The sequence below is a fragment of the Mucilaginibacter mallensis genome (genome assembly GCF_900105165.1).
Lineage (GTDB): Bacteria > Bacteroidota > Bacteroidia > Sphingobacteriales > Sphingobacteriaceae > Mucilaginibacter > Mucilaginibacter mallensis.
This window is the reverse complement of record NZ_LT629740.1, coordinates 1942195-1959080: the sequence shown is the minus strand read 5'-3', so window position 1 is coordinate 1959080 and position 16886 is coordinate 1942195. Positions and strand designations below refer to the sequence as shown.

Here is a 16886-nt window from a genome sequence, read left to right as displayed (position 1 = left end):
GTATGTGCAATGTAGTAAACTTACTTTTTATTTAATATATCGTTAGCTGCTAATATCAAAAATAAATAGTCGGTAGTGCCTCCGCCTAAAACATACTCGCCTTGCTGCCATAAAAAGGGCCAGTTGAGCAGTTCTGGAAAATCAGGGCGGATCAGTGCTGTACCGGATGTTATCCCTCCGGGGATGTACGACCAATCGGCACGGTTAAAGCCATAGGCAGTTGTCATTGATTTCGACCCTACTCCCGAAACAAATGAAGCCGTATTTGAACCCGGATGGCAACCCAACACAAAGTTTATAGAGGCTAACATATAATCGTCCGGGAAAATAGTTGGGAAATATTTATAAAGAAAATATTGTTTGTAGCCAAAATTCTGAATACCCCAGCCTGCTCCCCAAATATCCGGCTGATAGGGAACGCTATAAGGTGTTTTTGTGCCGTCCAGTTTAACCTGCGCATACAGTTTAGCTACCGCCTGGGTAATGACATTATGGTAAGTCTGATCATTGATCAACGCCATAGTACGCCCTACAAGCCAGCCCGTATTATTTATATGCTGCGCTATGGCCTGTGTATGCGCTACCAAAAAATCAGCGTATTCTTTTTTCCCTGTGGTTACCAGTAACTCAACCGCTAATGGCACGCGGCTTAATTCACGTTTCTCTTTAATATTTTTCCATACTTCCTCAGCAATTTGCAAGCATTGGGTGGCAAGGGTGTCATTAAAACCTTTCATTACACGGTTTGCGGCAGCTAAGGCAGCTGCGGTTTCCAAACTCCGCTCCGGGTTATCTTCTGTAAATACCCAGCGGTCATCCGGCGAATTAGGCAGGCCTACTGCCGGTGGCGCAGCTCCGTTTACAGGTGCTACGTAAGGTTTATTATCGGTAATATTAGCAGCATCGCCCAAAATAGTATACTGTGGTAATGTGGGCTCAATCATGCCCCTGTAAAACCTTCCCATCGACTCGTAGCCTCCTACAATGGTTAACAAGCCATGCTCAATTTGCTGTAGTACATCGGGCTTGCCATCCGGCTTTTGGATATCAACAGTTTGAGTGGCTTGGTCGATGGTGGTGTTATCATATTTTACATTGAACTGTTCGTAAGCTAAAGTTAAACCATGCACAGTTTCCGCCTGCGATTCTATCCTGAGGTCAAAATCGCCAGCATCATGCCAGCCACCTTTGTTTAAACCCGGTACGGTTTGCCCCGGCGCGTATTTGGTTAGCGTAGAATGGCCCTGTATATAACCATCAAAATGATCGGAATCTGTTGGCGCCATGCGGGCATCATCCATGTGGCAGAAGCCATGCCAAATGCGGTAATTATCCTTCACCTTCATGTGGCACATTTGTACCGGCAAAAAGTATTCGAGTGTTGGCTGCCAAACATTGTTGGCGTACACATCCTTACTGATCTGGAACGGATGGGTTTTAAAGCTGCCATAGCTCACCACATACATGCCAGGCTTTTTTATGGCGCTAAAATCAAATTGCAGGTAATGGTAACGCAAAAAATCGCCCCAATCTTTTGTACCGGTCGAAAGCACGGTTTCAAAACCACCGTCTTCTTTAATTCTTAATAAGGATGCGGAAAGCTTTTTTGTGTCGTGTTTATCCAGTTCAATCACGGCTATTTTTTTCTGATCAGGGTGATAGCCTACTTCTGATACCTGTATTACAGGATCTGATTGCCAGCCTTCAATAGCATGCGGGGTAACGAGCCATTCAATAGCATTTTTAGTTGCCCCCTTAGCCACTAATGACCGCACCACGAACCAGCCGTTATTGTATTTGCTCCTGCCGTCAATCAGTTCCAGGTTACCACCGCTCAGGTTTTGGATGGTCATGCGTTGTTTGTCTGATTCGGGCACAATGGTTAGTGTTTTGCCCGATGCCATTGGTGTTACCTGGAAATCTCCGTCGCTGTCCTTATACACCTGATCGTTGCCCTGTTGAGGAAACACACCAAATTGTTGATCCATATAATAGGATTTACCAAACAATATTCCCGGGAAAAGCTCAAAGTTAAAACCCACCTTCCCTATCCAATCATCAGGCAAAGGTTTATCGAGGTCGACAATTATTTTGAATGCTTTGCCAACAGGCAGCACCCGGATATTATAAGCAAATTTCAGGTCAGGATAAATAACCGGGTTAAACCCTTTGCGGTCAATGGCCTCGTTAGGGTATTCCATTCGCACGCTAATTTCACCTGTTTTGGTATCAACCACACGCTTACCAACCTTAGGTATAGGCGACCATTGCCCGGGAGTAGGCTCCAGCCTGATATCGCCATTAGTGGCAACCCTTTGTCCGTTTTGTATTACGCCTACCCCGCCCTGATGCCCCTCGGGATAAAAATCATGAGCAAGCATCACGTTTACGCCCTGATACTCCAGATATTCCTGACTATTGAGTACCATCCCAGTAGTTTTCTTTGCATTTTGGGCATATACAGCCGTATTAATTGAAACCGCCATGCAAATGAAAGCAAGTTTTAACAGGTGTTTGTACTTCATAAAAATTATAAATTTGATAGGATATAGCCCTAGGGAAAAAGCCAATCATACCACGTAAAGGAAAAATATATCGATTATAATCAGTGATGGTGTATCACATACACTCACCAAACAAACTTACCGAGTGTGGGCATGCTACGATAATACTTTTTTACCAAATGTTTTATGATTATGTAGCTTTTAGATATTGACAAATCAATAAGGTACTATGATATTTTCTTATCAAAATTTTGCTCAAAACGCGCTAAATAATAGCATTATCACCAATAGAGCTAAATTAGAGTCACCAATCCATTTACCCATATGCCATCGTCAATACCTTTTGCAGCCAAAGCATTTGCTGTATGTTCAATAGCCTTTAGTTTACATGCTTTTAGCCAGGATAAAGCCACCGAAAAAAAGCAGATAGCTGCCCAGATGAAATATTCCATGGTTAACAAATTACTTAAACCGTGGTACCCTGCATCTGTTGATAATGAAGATGGTGGATTTTTAAGTTCTTTTAGCTATGATTTTAAACCGGTTGGTAACCAGGATAAAATGATAGTTACCCAGGCGCGACATGTGTGGAGTACCTCCAAAGCTGCCGAAATGTTTCCTACTATAACCTATTATAAAGCCGCTGCCACGCACGGCTTTCAGTTTTTAAAGAATGTAATGTGGGATAAGCAATATGGTGGGTTCTACACTTTTATTGATAAAAAAGGCAATGTTAAAAAAGGAGGCTTTGCACCTAAAGAGGCATATGGTAATTCATTTGCTATTTACGCGCTATCAGCCTATTACCAAGTAAGCGGCGATACCAGCGCGCTTAATCTCGCGATAGCAGATTTTATGTGGCTGGAGAAACATAGTCACGACCCTCTTTACAAAGGATACTATCAGCATATGGAAAGAGATGGTACACCCATAAAACGTAATGCCAACACTCCTACTACCGCCGAGCTTGGTTATAAAGATCAAAACACCTCTATCCATTTACTAGAAGCGTTTAACGAGTTGTATACTGTTTGGCCAAATGAGTTCTTAAAGATCCGCTTAAATGAAATGTTGCTGCTGATCCGCGATAAGATAGTTACGCCAAAAGGTTATCTTAATTTGTTTTTTCACGACGATTGGTCGCCGGTATCGTATCGGGATTCATCAGAAGCCGTAATATTAAAGCACCGGGGATTAAACCATGTATCATTTGGGCATGATGTGGAAACCGCTTACCTGATGCTGGAAGCATCACACACCTTAGGCATAAAGAATGATACGCTGACATTAAGGATCGGCAAAAAAATGCTTGACCACGCGTTAGATAACGGCTATGATAAAAGCGTTGGCGGGTTTTATGATGAGGGATATTATTTTAAGGATAAGCCGGGCATCACCATTATTGCCGATACCAAAAACTGGTGGGCGCAAGCTGAGGGGCTGAATACTCTTTTATTAATGGATAAATATTACCCCAATGATAAACATCAATACTTTAATACATTCAAACAGCTATGGAACTATGTACAAACCTATTTAATTGATACCGTACATGGCGACTGGTACCAGGGTGGCATAGATAAGCAGCCACAATATAAAATGGCTCTGAAAGGACAGATCTGGAAAGGCACCTACCATACTTATAGAGGGTTTATGAACTGCATACAAAGCCTTACGCCGGATAATACATCACCGGCAACTCCTATAAATCTCACTTTACAACACAGCAATAAATCACTACTACTAAAATGGTTTGAAGCAAAAGGCAGTAAAACCTTCTTTGGCTATGACCTATATCTTAATGGCAAACGAGTTTGGTATACCCCATTAACCACGTTTACAGTACCGGCCAATTTTAAAGGCAAAATCCTGAAAATAAAAGCAGTTGATATGCACGGCAATGAATCGGCATTTAGTAAGCCTGTTTTAATTTAATACTTAACTTTAATAACAAATATTCGTATTAAAAGAGCCAACCTCAAAAGTAAAAACCTGTAATAATAACGTCTTAGTGTCCTTTGTGAAACCCTCAGTGTCCTTTGTGGTTAATTCCACAGAGACCACAAAGATTTTCACAAAGAGCCACAGAGTGTAAAAGAATACATTTTGCTAAGCTTTCATAAAAATACCCTTACAGGCATTTTTTATTTAATTGGTATTGTTCTCGTTTGCCCTTTGTCGTTGGTTATCTGAACATTCGTTACATCTTTATTTACTGTAAAAAACCTCCCCGATTGCGACAGGAATGAGGAGCCATAATAAAATTCCTGCTTTTGTTTTTTGCCATTTTTGTAGGTGATAATGGCGCTTTCATCATTAGGCAGCAGCTTGATATTATTTACAGGCTTATTGAGGACAAATACTTTTAATGAGTCACGGTTCTGGCTCGCGGCAAGCATGTACTTACCATCGCTGGTTTGCAGTTTTACAAGTGCTTTACCATCATGAGGTATATAAATTCCACTTTGCAGGATACTTTGAGGAGCGAAATTACCCTTTCCGTCACCTTTAAGCATCAGGCCATTTAGCGCATCGTATCTGCCATCAAACACCTCGTTGCCATAATCATTACCATTTATTACTACGTCCAGGTTACCATCGGCGTCAAAATCATCAACCACCATACCGTTCAGGGCTGATACCTGCGCCTGCATGGGTAAAGGAATAATAGTGAATTTCCCTTTACCATCATTACGCAAAAAGCATGATGCCGATGTGTTTGCCATTAGCCTTAAAGCACCTTCTCTTTTTTCAGCAGGGAAAACCTCATCCATCGTAGCAACCGCGTATGATTTATAATTGGTGTACTTCTTTTTCAAGCTGATCATCTCTTTCAAAATATCATCCCTGCCAATAGCCGGAAATTCCTTTTTATCACCATTCTGATCTGGCAAAAAGATTGAAGTTATGGCATTATAGCTGCCGTTCTTGTCAAAGTCCTTAGCTGTTATATAAACCGGATATTGCTCAGTTGCCTTATAAAATGTATTTAACCCAACGTTGCCCACAATATAATCCATCCGGCCTGTATGCCTGAAGTCTCCGGCAACAATGCTGTTCCACCAGCCTGTCCTATTGCCTATGCCCGTGGTACTTGTTGCATTTTTAAATACACCATGATCATTTTTAAAGAACGTTACCGGCATCCATTCACCGGCCAATATCAGGTCGGGCCAGCCATCGTTATCATAATCAGTAAATAAAGCATCACATACCAGGCCTATGTTTTTTAAGCCGGGTGCCACCTGATCTGTTACATCGGTAAATTTCACCACCCCGTTTTTACTATCGTTACGTAATATCATGCTTGATACCGGTTTAGGATAATTCCACGGATCAACTCTGCCTGATATAAAAAGATCAAGCTTACCATCCTTGTTATAATCAAACGCCCTTACGCAAAGTTTACTGGTGTGATTTATTGGTAAAGCATTAGGCGCTAAAGTAAAATTGCCTTTACCATCATTTATATATAATCTATCCTGATAGGCCGGACTATCAGGACCATTTAGATAGCCGCCGCTTGCTATGTACAGATCTAATTTACCGTCTCCATTGGCATCAAAAAGCAGTATTCCTTCGTCCTTTACATTATTGTTAACTGCAAAGGCCGACTGGTTTTGTAACAGATCGCGCCGGATAAATTTACCGTTTGCCTGTTGTAAAAACAGCTGCGCAGGCATCATTGAATTACCTCCTATAATAATATCATCCAGTCCATTACCATCAACATCGCCAACAGCCAGGCCTGGTGTATAACCTGAAAGCTTATGCGGTATGAGCTTTTGAATCTCAAAATCGTCAAAATCCAGTTCACGGTGCGTGTAGCGAATGTCTTTATCATTGCTCACATCTGTAAATAAAGCTTTATCAGCAGTTTTAGGCTGCGCCCATGAGTACGGAACTGTTGCATTGGCTATGTTAGCAGTAAGCACCTGGTTGGTTTTAACCTGCTGTAACACCTGCTTTTTGCCATTTGCCCAGCGAATAACTACCGAATCGAGTTTTTGTATTTTGCCCAAACCAAAGTGGGCTATGTTTTGATTTGTTGACAGGTATCCTCTGTATGGATTATTTTCAGAAACCTGGTGTTTTCCATGATCATAATAAATATCGGCCCAGGCGCCTAAACCATTTACATTGCGGCTATCTCCCTTAAATTTTATCTGAAGATAGTGGGTATTCGCAGGGTCTTTTTCGCGTGAGGTATTTTTGTAGATCAGGGCTTCGTCGTTCGTATTATTAACAACCAGATCCATTGCACCATCATTGTTCAGATCGACATATACAGCCGCATTTGAAAAGGTTGGTATACTTAATCCCCAATCATCTGTTTCGTCTTTAAAAGTAAGATCACCATTATTTTCATATGCATAGTTATGAATCTTTACCGACGGGATCTGATCTAATACCTTTTGCTTTGCACCAATTGCATAAGCATTTTGACGATAGGTCATAAAATCGTGATCCGTAATATCTTTCGGGAAGCCATTGGTAACAATGATATCCCGATAGCCATCATTATTAAAATCAGTGATAACCGGTGTCCAGCTCCAATCTGTTTGGGCAACACCACTCATAAAACCTATCTCGCTAAAGGCAGGACTACCAATTTTGTTGTTCTCTAGAACTTTGGGCCCCTGGTTAAGCTGCAGCGTATTTCTGACATACTGGTACTGATAGCCAAACAGATCAAAATTTTGTGTGGTCTGATAACTGCTTGCCATCAGCATCATCTTTTTACGATAGTTATCCTCAGGATTCATATCCAGTTCAAAAACATCAGCCAGGCCATCATTATTAATATCTACGATATCCTGGCCCATAGCATTAAATGATGTATGCTTAAAATATTCTTTTGACCGATCGGTAAAAGTGCCGTCATGGTTATTAATATACAGGATATTTGATCCGATAAAATCATTGCTCACATATATATCTTTCCAGCCATCGCGGTTAATATCCACCACCGTTGCAGCATGTCCAAAACCGCCAATACTAATGCCTGCTTGTGTTGAAACATCATGAAAAACAAGGTGTTTTAATTGAGGATCCCATACACCGTGATATAACCGGCCCATACTGCCGGGTCTTCCTTTATTCCCTTTATGGCCAAAAACATTGGGGTAATAACTATCATTCGCTTCGTTATCAACAAGGTACATATCCATGTTACCATCATTGTCATAGTCAAAAAACGTAGCCATGGTTGATTGTATATTTGCATCCAGGCCGTATTCCTTTGCCATTTCTTTAAAATGAGGCACACCATCTTTGTCGACACCCTGATTAATGTATAATAAATTACGGCGCTTGTTTGAGTCGGGCAATATGGTATTACAAACGTATATATCCATCAGGCCATCGTTATTAATGTCGACAACAGAAACACCACGGCCCCAACGCCCCATGCCACCTACACCGGCTTTATCGGTTACATCTTCAAACTTAAAATCACCCTTATTGATGTATAAACGACTGGGAACCATATTCCCTACAAAAAACAGATCCTGCAAGCCGTCATTATTAAAATCACCCACACCAACCCCACCACCGTTATAAATATTTACAACATCCAATGGGTTTATGGAGTCGCTTTCGGTAATTGTATTGGCAAAATGGATGCCTGAATGTGATGATGAGATTTGTTGGAATAAGGTTGACTTTTTCTTACATGAAAAGGAACACACCACACACAAGAGAAGCCCCCCGGAAATAAATTTATTCATTATTATTAGGTTATTATAATACTACAAACACCATAAACAAACCTTAATTATAATAAAATACCTATTATTAATTTATTAAATAAGTTAATAATACCAATAAATAATAAGCAGTTTTTAACTAATATTTCGACAAAAAAGACAAATCAAAATCGCTAAAAACCAGCACAACAGCACAGTACTATTTTCAGGCATGCAAAACAATAGCCATGCGCCCGGCCAATCTTTTATTTTACTAATACATTTTTATTTAAGTAACTTATAATCAATATATTAAATATCTATATAAAAAGTCAAACTGGTGTATGATCTATAACAATAATACTAAATTGTTTACTTAAAAAAGAACGAATTATTAATTATATTTACAACACACACTTGAAAAAATCGCGTTTCTGAAAGTAGCTTTTTTCCTATAAACCTGTTATTTTCCAATGAAAAAAATTGTATTTATATCAATTATTTTAGTCTCTCTATTTGTTATTATTTATCTTGCATTCAAAGGTAGCAAACCTACCGATCCAAGGGGTGATGCCTATGCCGGATCAGCAACTTGCATGAAATGCCATGGCGATATTTACAAGTCATATTTACATACCGCCCACTACATGGCATCAATGCCGGCCGACATGAATACGGTACATGGCAGCTTCATTAAAAGTTTTAATACATTCAAGGTTAGCGACGCCCAAAAAGTAGTTATGCAAAAACTGGATAGCGGCATGTACCAATCCTATTATTTAAATGGGAAACTTATAGAACGCCACCGTTTTGATATAGTTTTAGGCGATGTAAAAGGCGAAAGCTATCTTTTTTGGGAAGGTAACGGACTAAACCAACTTCCTATTTCTTATTTTACCAAACAAGATAAATGGTTAATGAGTCCCGGATATGCTCCGGGGATTGCAGATTTCACCCGCATAATTACTTCGCGCTGTATGGAATGTCATGCTTCTTATATAGCCGATCAGCCAACTGATGCGCAACGATTAGATAATGCTGAACAATTTGATAAAAACTCATTGGTTTATAGCGTGGATTGCGAAAGATGCCATGGACCTGGCGCACAGCATGTTGAATTTCAAACCAACAATCCCGGAATTAAAATTGCAAAGTATATAGCCCGTTTCAGTTCCTTACCCCGCGCACGCAAAATAGATGTATGCGGCGAATGCCATTCGGGCAATAAAAGCCAAATGATAAGGTCTACCTTCTTTTTTAGGCCCGGCGATACACTTGCTAATTTTAAACTACCTGATTTTGTAAGAGCGATAGATATCAGTCACCTTGATGTACATGGCAACCAGGTACAGTTATTGGAAAGTAGCAAATGCTTCATCCATAGCAAAATGGATTGCGGAACCTGCCATAATATCCACCAAAATCAACGTGGGAATATTGCTTTGTTCACGCAAAAATGCCTTGACTGCCATAGCATAAACAATCATAATTATTGCAAAATTTCAAATCCGTTAAACGCGAAACTTATCAGGTCGAATTGTATCCAATGCCATATGCCTGCTTTACTAACCCGGGTGATAATCACATCAAATATCGACAAAACTACCAACGCTGATATATTAGTACGCAGTCATCATATTGCTATCTATCCGGAAGAAACAAAAAAGATATTGACTATGCTTGCAAAGTAACTATTATTAAGTTAAACAATTGATATACAACACTTTTTTTTAGCGCTAGTTGAAGCATGAGCGTAAAGGCCGGCCCACATGCTTCGACTAGCGCTCAGCATGACACCGACTTTTGGATCCTAAATCAATCTACAAAACCACATGACTGCAAGCGACAAGAAGATAAAACTAATTAAACACAAAACAGTTACATAAAAAAAGCCGCCTCAAACTTGAGGCGGCTTTTGTATTATATGAAACTCTGGTATTAATAACCAGGGTTTTGTTTTAGGTTTGGATTAAGGCCAATTGCAGCTTGTGGAATTGGTAATATATCGCGGCCTGCAGGCAGGTCATTATAAGTAACCCCGTGAGTTTTACCGTCGGACGTTGGGCCATACGGATAAATTATCGGACTTGTGTTATTATCCGGACCAGCACCGGCAACGTGATTAACCAAATGGATAAATTCTGCATCATACGCTTTACCGGTTGTAGCATCTGTGCCAGCTCTGCGTAAAAGGTACATCAGTGAATAATCGGCAGTAAGTTCGTGCCTGTATTCGCTCAATACTTTTTGCATTGGGTCGGTTAAAGCTGGAGCCGGAGTACCATCAACCTGAAGTCCATCCTGCCAAACGGCCGGCGGTGTTCCACCAAATGCCCTGGTTCTAACTATATTCAAGTCGGCCAAGCCACCTGCGACATCACCCGTGCGTATTTTACATTCAGCTCTTGAAAGTAAAACTTCTGCATAGCGCATCAACACCTGGTTTTGGCTACCAAAAAGTTTTTGCGGTCCTGAACCACCTGTAAGGTTTGGATCTCTCCATTTTTTAGCATCGGTATAACCTGACCGTGGTGTACCATCAGTACCATACCATGGATAGGTCGCCGTTCCATTTGTGTTTATAATATTGCCATGGCCGTCTGTATACCTGTTTTTGTCTGTAATATCGGTAGTTGGAGCTGCAAGGTAAGCTGCATAGCCACCAGTTACGTAAGGATAACCTTTTATACCACCCCATTGTGCAATAATTCCAGGGCTTATGATCGAATCGCCAGGACCTAAGATGGTAGCATATTTACGGGTATCACCGGTTTGGTAAGAATATTCAAGTGCAGGGCTTCCATAATCATAACCTTGTCCAGTTATTTCAGAAGGCCAGCCAAAACTATCTATCCAGCCAAGCTCACCACCCGGAGGCTGCCAGCTACCAGCCCAATCCTGTGTACCCCCTGCCGGAAGATCAAACTGAACTTCGAAAAGAGACTCGTCATTATTCTGATTGTTAAATTCATTAACGTTGATATACTGCGGAATCAAATGATAATTATTTGTTAGCTCCGGATTATTAAACGCAGCCAATGCAGCAGTATAATTTCCTAACCACATTTGTGCTGAACCTTCATAAGCGTAGGCAGCACCTTTGGTAGCCCTGCCCAAATCAGCAGCAGGAAGGGTTGTTTTTGATAGTAGCAGGGTTTCTGCCTGTTTCATATCGCTTATTATCTGCGCAAAGCATTGTGCCTGTGTGCTTCTTGGTGTTAAGCCATTTGATGGAGTAGTAGTGGATGTATTTAGCTCTAACGGAACACCTCCAAAGGTACCTGTAAGATAGTAGTAGGTCATACCACGTAAAAATAAGGCTTCACCTGTTAAACGGTCAGCCAGATCAGAGGTAATTACTCCCCTGGCCTTTGCATCAGCTATAATAGGCAAGGCTGCATTTGCCCTTGCTATACCGATATATGAATCATTCCAAAAAGTTGAAAGCGCAGCAAAGGTAGATGGTATTGTATAATTGTTCCACACAATATCATTACCGTTATTGTACCAGTCATGAGTAAGGAAGTTGGCATAATACCACATCGACTTTTTCAGGAAATCACTATTCTGGTAAGTATCATATATACTGTTTACCAGGGCTATAACATCCTGTGGTTTGTTAAAAGTAGCCGCTGCTGTGGATGAAAAGGTATTGGTTTGGGTTAAAAAACTCTTTTTACAGGCCATAGGGATGATTGCCAGTGCAGCGAACACCATTATGAGCATTATATATTTCTTTTTCATTTTCATGTCTTTAATGTTTTATAGTGTTTTTACTAAAACGTTACGTTTACACCCACTGTGTAATACCTTGATGATGGATAGGTACCGGTATCGATACCATTTTGGGTTGCATTGCCACCCTGTATCCCGATCTCAGGATCAAGCCCTTTGTAGCCAGTAATAGTAAATAGATTTTGCCCGGTGAAGTATAACCGAACCTTTGAGATAGCTAAATTTTTCAACATCTGTGCCGGTAATGTATATCCTATGGTAAAAGTTTTCAATTTAAGGAAACTACCATTTTCAATATATGCGCTTGATGCAACGTTGTTACCTTCTACGTCGTCATTAGCACTTACCCTGGCATATGTGTTTGAAGGCCTGGTAGGTGTCCAGTAATTATTGTAGTATTCAGTGCCAACGTTTTCAACACCCACAAAGCTCCTGTTCTGTAAGCTTTCCAAAACACTTTCCTGAAAATTAAATATTTTGTTTCCGTAAACACCGTAGAAATACGCGTCAAAATCGAAGTTCTTGTAAGAAGCGCTTAAATCAACACCTCCATAAAATTTAGGAAGCGGGCTGCCAAGGCTAACCTGGTCATTCGCGTCTACTATACCATCGCCATTAGTATCTGCAAAATAACGGTCGCCCGGTTGCGTAGTGGTTTTCTGATAAACACTACCTGCACCATGTTTTGCAACAGCGGCAGCATTTAATGCATCAATTTGAGCCTGGCTCTGGAAAATACCCAGTGATTTATAGCCATAAAACTCGCCTACTGGTTGCCCGATATGTGTTTCGGAGAAAGTGGCCCAACCATCCGCTGGTACTGTAAGACCACCAAAGTTTGTTATAAAGTTAGTGCCAGAAGTTAGACTGGTTAATTTATTATCAACTGTTGAAAGTGTTAAGCCTATACCATAATTAAAATCACTAGTTACCCTATGGTTGTAATTTACTGCAAACTCAAGGCCTTTATTGTCAATACTGCCTACATTTTGAGTTTCATAATTAAAGCCGGTTTGCGCAGGTACAGCAACAGATAATAAGAAGTCTTTTGATCTTCTGTTATACCAATCAGCAGTAAAGGTAAGATCGCCATTTAAAAATGCTGCATCAACACCTATATCTGTTTGATAATCGGTTTCCCATTTCAATTTATCATTTTCAGGCTGAGTTGCTGCAGAACCATACTGATATAATTTATCGAACGGATAACCCAGGTTATCTACGCCATTACCATTAACAGATGCAGCATAACCTGTTGAATATAACCCCTGGTATTGAAAAGGAAGTATTGCGCCCTGATTACCAACTTCACCATAACTACCCCTAATTTTCAGGTCAGATAACCAGTTAACGTTTTTCAGGAAAGATTCTTCCTTAGCTTTCCAGGCTATTGCACCTGAAGGGAATGTACCATAAGCATTACTTGGGGCGAACTTAGAAGATCCGTCCCTTCTTACAGTACCTGTTAAAATATACCTGTCATCGTAATTATAAGTTACCCTACCAAAATAGGATTGTAAGGCATAAATATTTGAACCATTGCCAGTATTTGAACCTGCAGGATTATTGGTATCCAATACAAGGTTTGAAACTTTTGATAAATCCCGTATAACTCCGTTTGGAGGAATACCCTGACCGCCCATGCCACTCCAGAAGGTTTTCTGCTCAGATGCACCAGCAAGTAAATTGATAGTATGCTTTCCAAATGTTTTATCGTAGCTAATGGTATTTTCCCATAACCAGTTAAAGGTTTGGTTGATGTGCTGGCTATAAAATGCATTTGTTATTTGAGATCCCGGATACTGATTATTCTCACGGTCATCTTCAGGAGAATAATATGATCCTGAAAAATCACTCAGATTTACACCTACATTTGATTTAACCTTAAGCCCGTCAATAATGGTTGCTTCTAATGAAGTATTTGCTAATAAAAAGTTATTCAGGCCGTAACTACGGTTGTTACCAATGCTATAAAGAGGATTGGTATAACCGGCAATCTCAGTAAACTTTGGATTATAAAAACCATAATTACCATTGCCATCATATGGCAGGTAGGTAAGTTTATTACCGCCATCAAGGGTTGGAGGCAATTCAGTTAATTGGACTAATCCACCGCCATTTTGCAACTGACCACCAAATGGATTTTGAGAATCCTGGAAGGTATATTTAACACTGGTTGATGATTTCAACCAATTAGTAGGCTGATAATCTGTATTATTACCAAAGGTAACCCTTTTAAAATACGAGCCTAATACTATACCTTTTTGATCGTAATACCCAATAGAAGTTGCTGCCTGAACTTTGTCACTTCCACCTCGTATGGCAAGACTGTAATTTTGTGTTATGCCGGTGCGATAGACCTCATTTTGCCAATCGATATTATGCAATGATGATGGATCAGAATATGGCGCAAATGCGGGTAATGTAACGCTTTGCTTAGGATCGGCTGCTACAGTATTATATAAAGTAGCAAATTGCTGCGCATTTAATACGCTATACTCTTTAGGCTTGCTTTGAAAACCTACGTAAGCATCCAAAGATACCTGCGCGCCGCCTTTTTTACCTTTTTTGGTAGTTATTATGATTACACCGTTAGCTGCACGGATACCATAGATAGCAGTAGCCGATGCATCTTTCAGTACATCTATGGTAGCAATGTCATTCGGGTTGATGTTGTTAATACCTCCGTTATCCAACGGAAAACCATCAACTACATATAATGGACCATTACCGTTACTTGCCAAACTACCAACCCCCCTCACGAGTATGGAAACATTACCACCCGGAGAAGCATCGTTATTGGTAACCTGTACACCTGCCGCACGGCCCTGTAATGCCTGGTCTAACGTAGTAACAGGCACCTTTGCTATAGTTGCCGCACTAACCGAACTTACAGCCCCTGTAAGGTCTTTTCGCTTGGCGGTACCATAACCAATAGATACTACAGCAACTTCAGCTAAAGTATTTGTGTTAGGCGATAATCTTACAGCGTAAGTATTTTTGTTACCTACAGGCACTTCCTGTGTGTCATAGCCAATAAAGCTAATTACAAGCGTTGCATCAGGAGCTACCGATAATTTAAAAGCACCGTTCACATCGGTAACAACTCCTGTTGAGGTTCCTTTAATTTTAACACTCGCACCCGGCACAGGATTACCATCTGTTGATGAAGTTACTGCACCTGTTATTTGCCGGGTTTGGGCAAATGATGAGTAACATATGCAAATAACCAGCAAAAAAACCAATATTGATTTTTTGCAGTTATTCAGGTTACTTAATAGTAAATTTTTCTTCATTTTCATTCATTTTAGGATTTAAAATTTAGATTGTATTATTAGGTTAATGGGTTTATTTACAAATGTTATTTATCAGCTAAAAAACTATATGTACTAACAGGTTTCAGAAAATATTCTCTTTAAAAATGCGGTTCAGCTCGTTTAAAATTGATTAATAAAATTACTGCATTGCATAAGTTATTTATAATACTATTTTTACATTCTTTACTCTAAAAACTATCTAATTTTCACCATTCCACGGCAATCATTCCACTTGTTTTCTCAAGCTGTTTATACATTTTTCATATATAGCAAAGTCCGCATTTGATTCATATATCTCTTACTGGCAGGATAGCTATATCAGGTAAAATATGGTCCGTATAAAATGATACTATTTTAACATTTTATCATACTAATTCATTCGGTTTATCAGAAGCTTTATTCATCCTGATGATGATAAATTGTTTATTTTTTTGTAGTAGCTCTTTATAAAAAAACATATTTCAATACCATTTCTGATCACCCAGCGATATGGTTCCCGGCCTTGAGTATATCGCGTTAACCTGCGCGCGGGTGTTATATTTCCAAATAAAATCTGTCCATACCATAAACCACGCCCACCGTGGCTGCGCCGCCAATATTTCCGGCTTTGGCAACTCTCCTACTTCAGTTAGCGCCATAACTTTTCCATTGGCCAGTGTTAGTAATTCATTATAATCCTTTTGCTCATAATCCGAATGGTAGATATCTGTACCCAACACATCTACATATTTTGCACCGGGATAAAATCCCTTATAAGAATAGGCCTCATCTAATGGGATATCTCTTGGCCCGTTAGCGCCCCATACCCATAATAAATTGTTTAAATGATGATAGTTAACAAACCTGTCGTACATCATTGTCCATAATTTTTGCACGCCATTTTTACCCGGCCTGTTGCCCCACCAAAACCATACGCCGTTCATCTCGTGGTATGGCCTCCAAAGCACAGGCACATTGGCTGCTTGTAATTCTTTTAAATAGTATGCTATGGTATCAACCTGGGCAAGCCATCTTTTATTCAGTTCGGTATTGGGTGTTATCAACTGCGCCCATTCTTCATCGGTCATTTTTGCCTGAACACTTTCCCTGAAACCATATGGAGGATTATCCATTGGCCTGCCCTGGTGCCACATCAGCGCGATGATATATCCTTTTTTATAGTTTGCAATTGCTTCGTTAACTACCCTCTGACCTCCACCACCAGGCCCCGACCAAATAAAATCACTCCCCCATAAAGCAGGATATTTACCTGTTATAGCTTTTGTGCTATCTAAAAACCTGTTACCACCGCCATGCTCGCCGGACAGAATAGATTTTCCGCTAATGCTGTACAGATATTTTAAAAGATTTTTAGCTTCAGGTGTAGCGTTCTTGTTTACGGGGGCAAATGGCTGAGCGAATAAATTCGCCGAAACAAACACTAACAAAGCAAGCACAACGTTCCTTATCGCAAAACGCGCAGTATGATTAACAGCAGCTTTCATACTGTCAACATCAGTAAATATTAACCCTTTAATTTTCGGGGTATATGCCTTTTGCTTGTTGAAACTTAAATATTTCATTGTTATAATAATCGACAGCAAACACAATTTATACCAGCACCATAAACAACACTACAAAGTGGGTTTACAGGGTTACAGCTA

At 40.1% G+C, this 16886-nt stretch carries 7 protein-coding genes; 2 read left to right on the top strand and 5 right to left on the bottom strand.

The annotated features are described in order from the left end of the window. Positions 1-20: 20 nt before the first annotated feature. Positions 21-2525, bottom strand: a complete 2505-nt coding sequence (locus BLU33_RS07930) for a glycoside hydrolase family 9 protein (RefSeq protein WP_091371076.1) — start codon at positions 2523-2525, stop codon at positions 21-23. 303 nt (positions 2526-2828) lie between these two features. Here BLU33_RS07930 and BLU33_RS07925 point away from each other — a divergent pair, with 303 nt between their 5' ends. Next, a complete protein-coding gene (locus tag BLU33_RS07925; RefSeq protein WP_091371074.1) occupies positions 2829-4439 on the top strand; it encodes an AGE family epimerase/isomerase in 1611 nt (536 codons plus the stop codon). Between the two features lie 209 nt (positions 4440-4648). On the opposite strand, the gene BLU33_RS07920 is transcribed toward BLU33_RS07925, so the two are convergent. Beyond that, positions 4649-8233 (bottom strand): VCBS repeat-containing protein, encoded by a 3585-nt coding sequence (locus BLU33_RS07920; RefSeq protein WP_091371072.1) that lies wholly within the window; start codon positions 8231-8233, stop codon positions 4649-4651. Positions 8234-8664: 431 nt separating this feature from the next. Between BLU33_RS07920 and BLU33_RS07915 the strand changes: the two genes are divergently transcribed. Beyond that, positions 8665-9882, top strand: coding sequence for a multiheme c-type cytochrome (locus BLU33_RS07915; RefSeq protein ID WP_091371070.1), 1218 nt, complete (start codon positions 8665-8667; stop codon positions 9880-9882). A 247-nt stretch (positions 9883-10129) separates the two neighbouring features. On the opposite strand, the gene BLU33_RS07910 is transcribed toward BLU33_RS07915, so the two are convergent. From BLU33_RS07910 to BLU33_RS07900, 3 genes are all read right to left on the bottom strand, one after another. Then, entirely contained in the window at positions 10130-11935 is a 1806-nt protein-coding gene (locus BLU33_RS07910) for a RagB/SusD family nutrient uptake outer membrane protein (protein WP_172829228.1), read from the bottom strand. Between the two features lie 32 nt (positions 11936-11967). Then, on the bottom strand, positions 11968-15222 hold the full coding sequence (locus BLU33_RS07905) for a SusC/RagA family TonB-linked outer membrane protein (protein ID WP_157682079.1): 3255 nt from the start codon (positions 15220-15222) through the stop codon (positions 11968-11970). A 482-nt stretch (positions 15223-15704) separates the two neighbouring features. Next, a complete protein-coding gene (locus BLU33_RS07900) occupies positions 15705-16805 on the bottom strand; it encodes a glycosyl hydrolase (RefSeq protein ID WP_091371065.1) in 1101 nt (366 codons plus the stop codon). Positions 16806-16886: the final 81 nt, after the last annotated feature.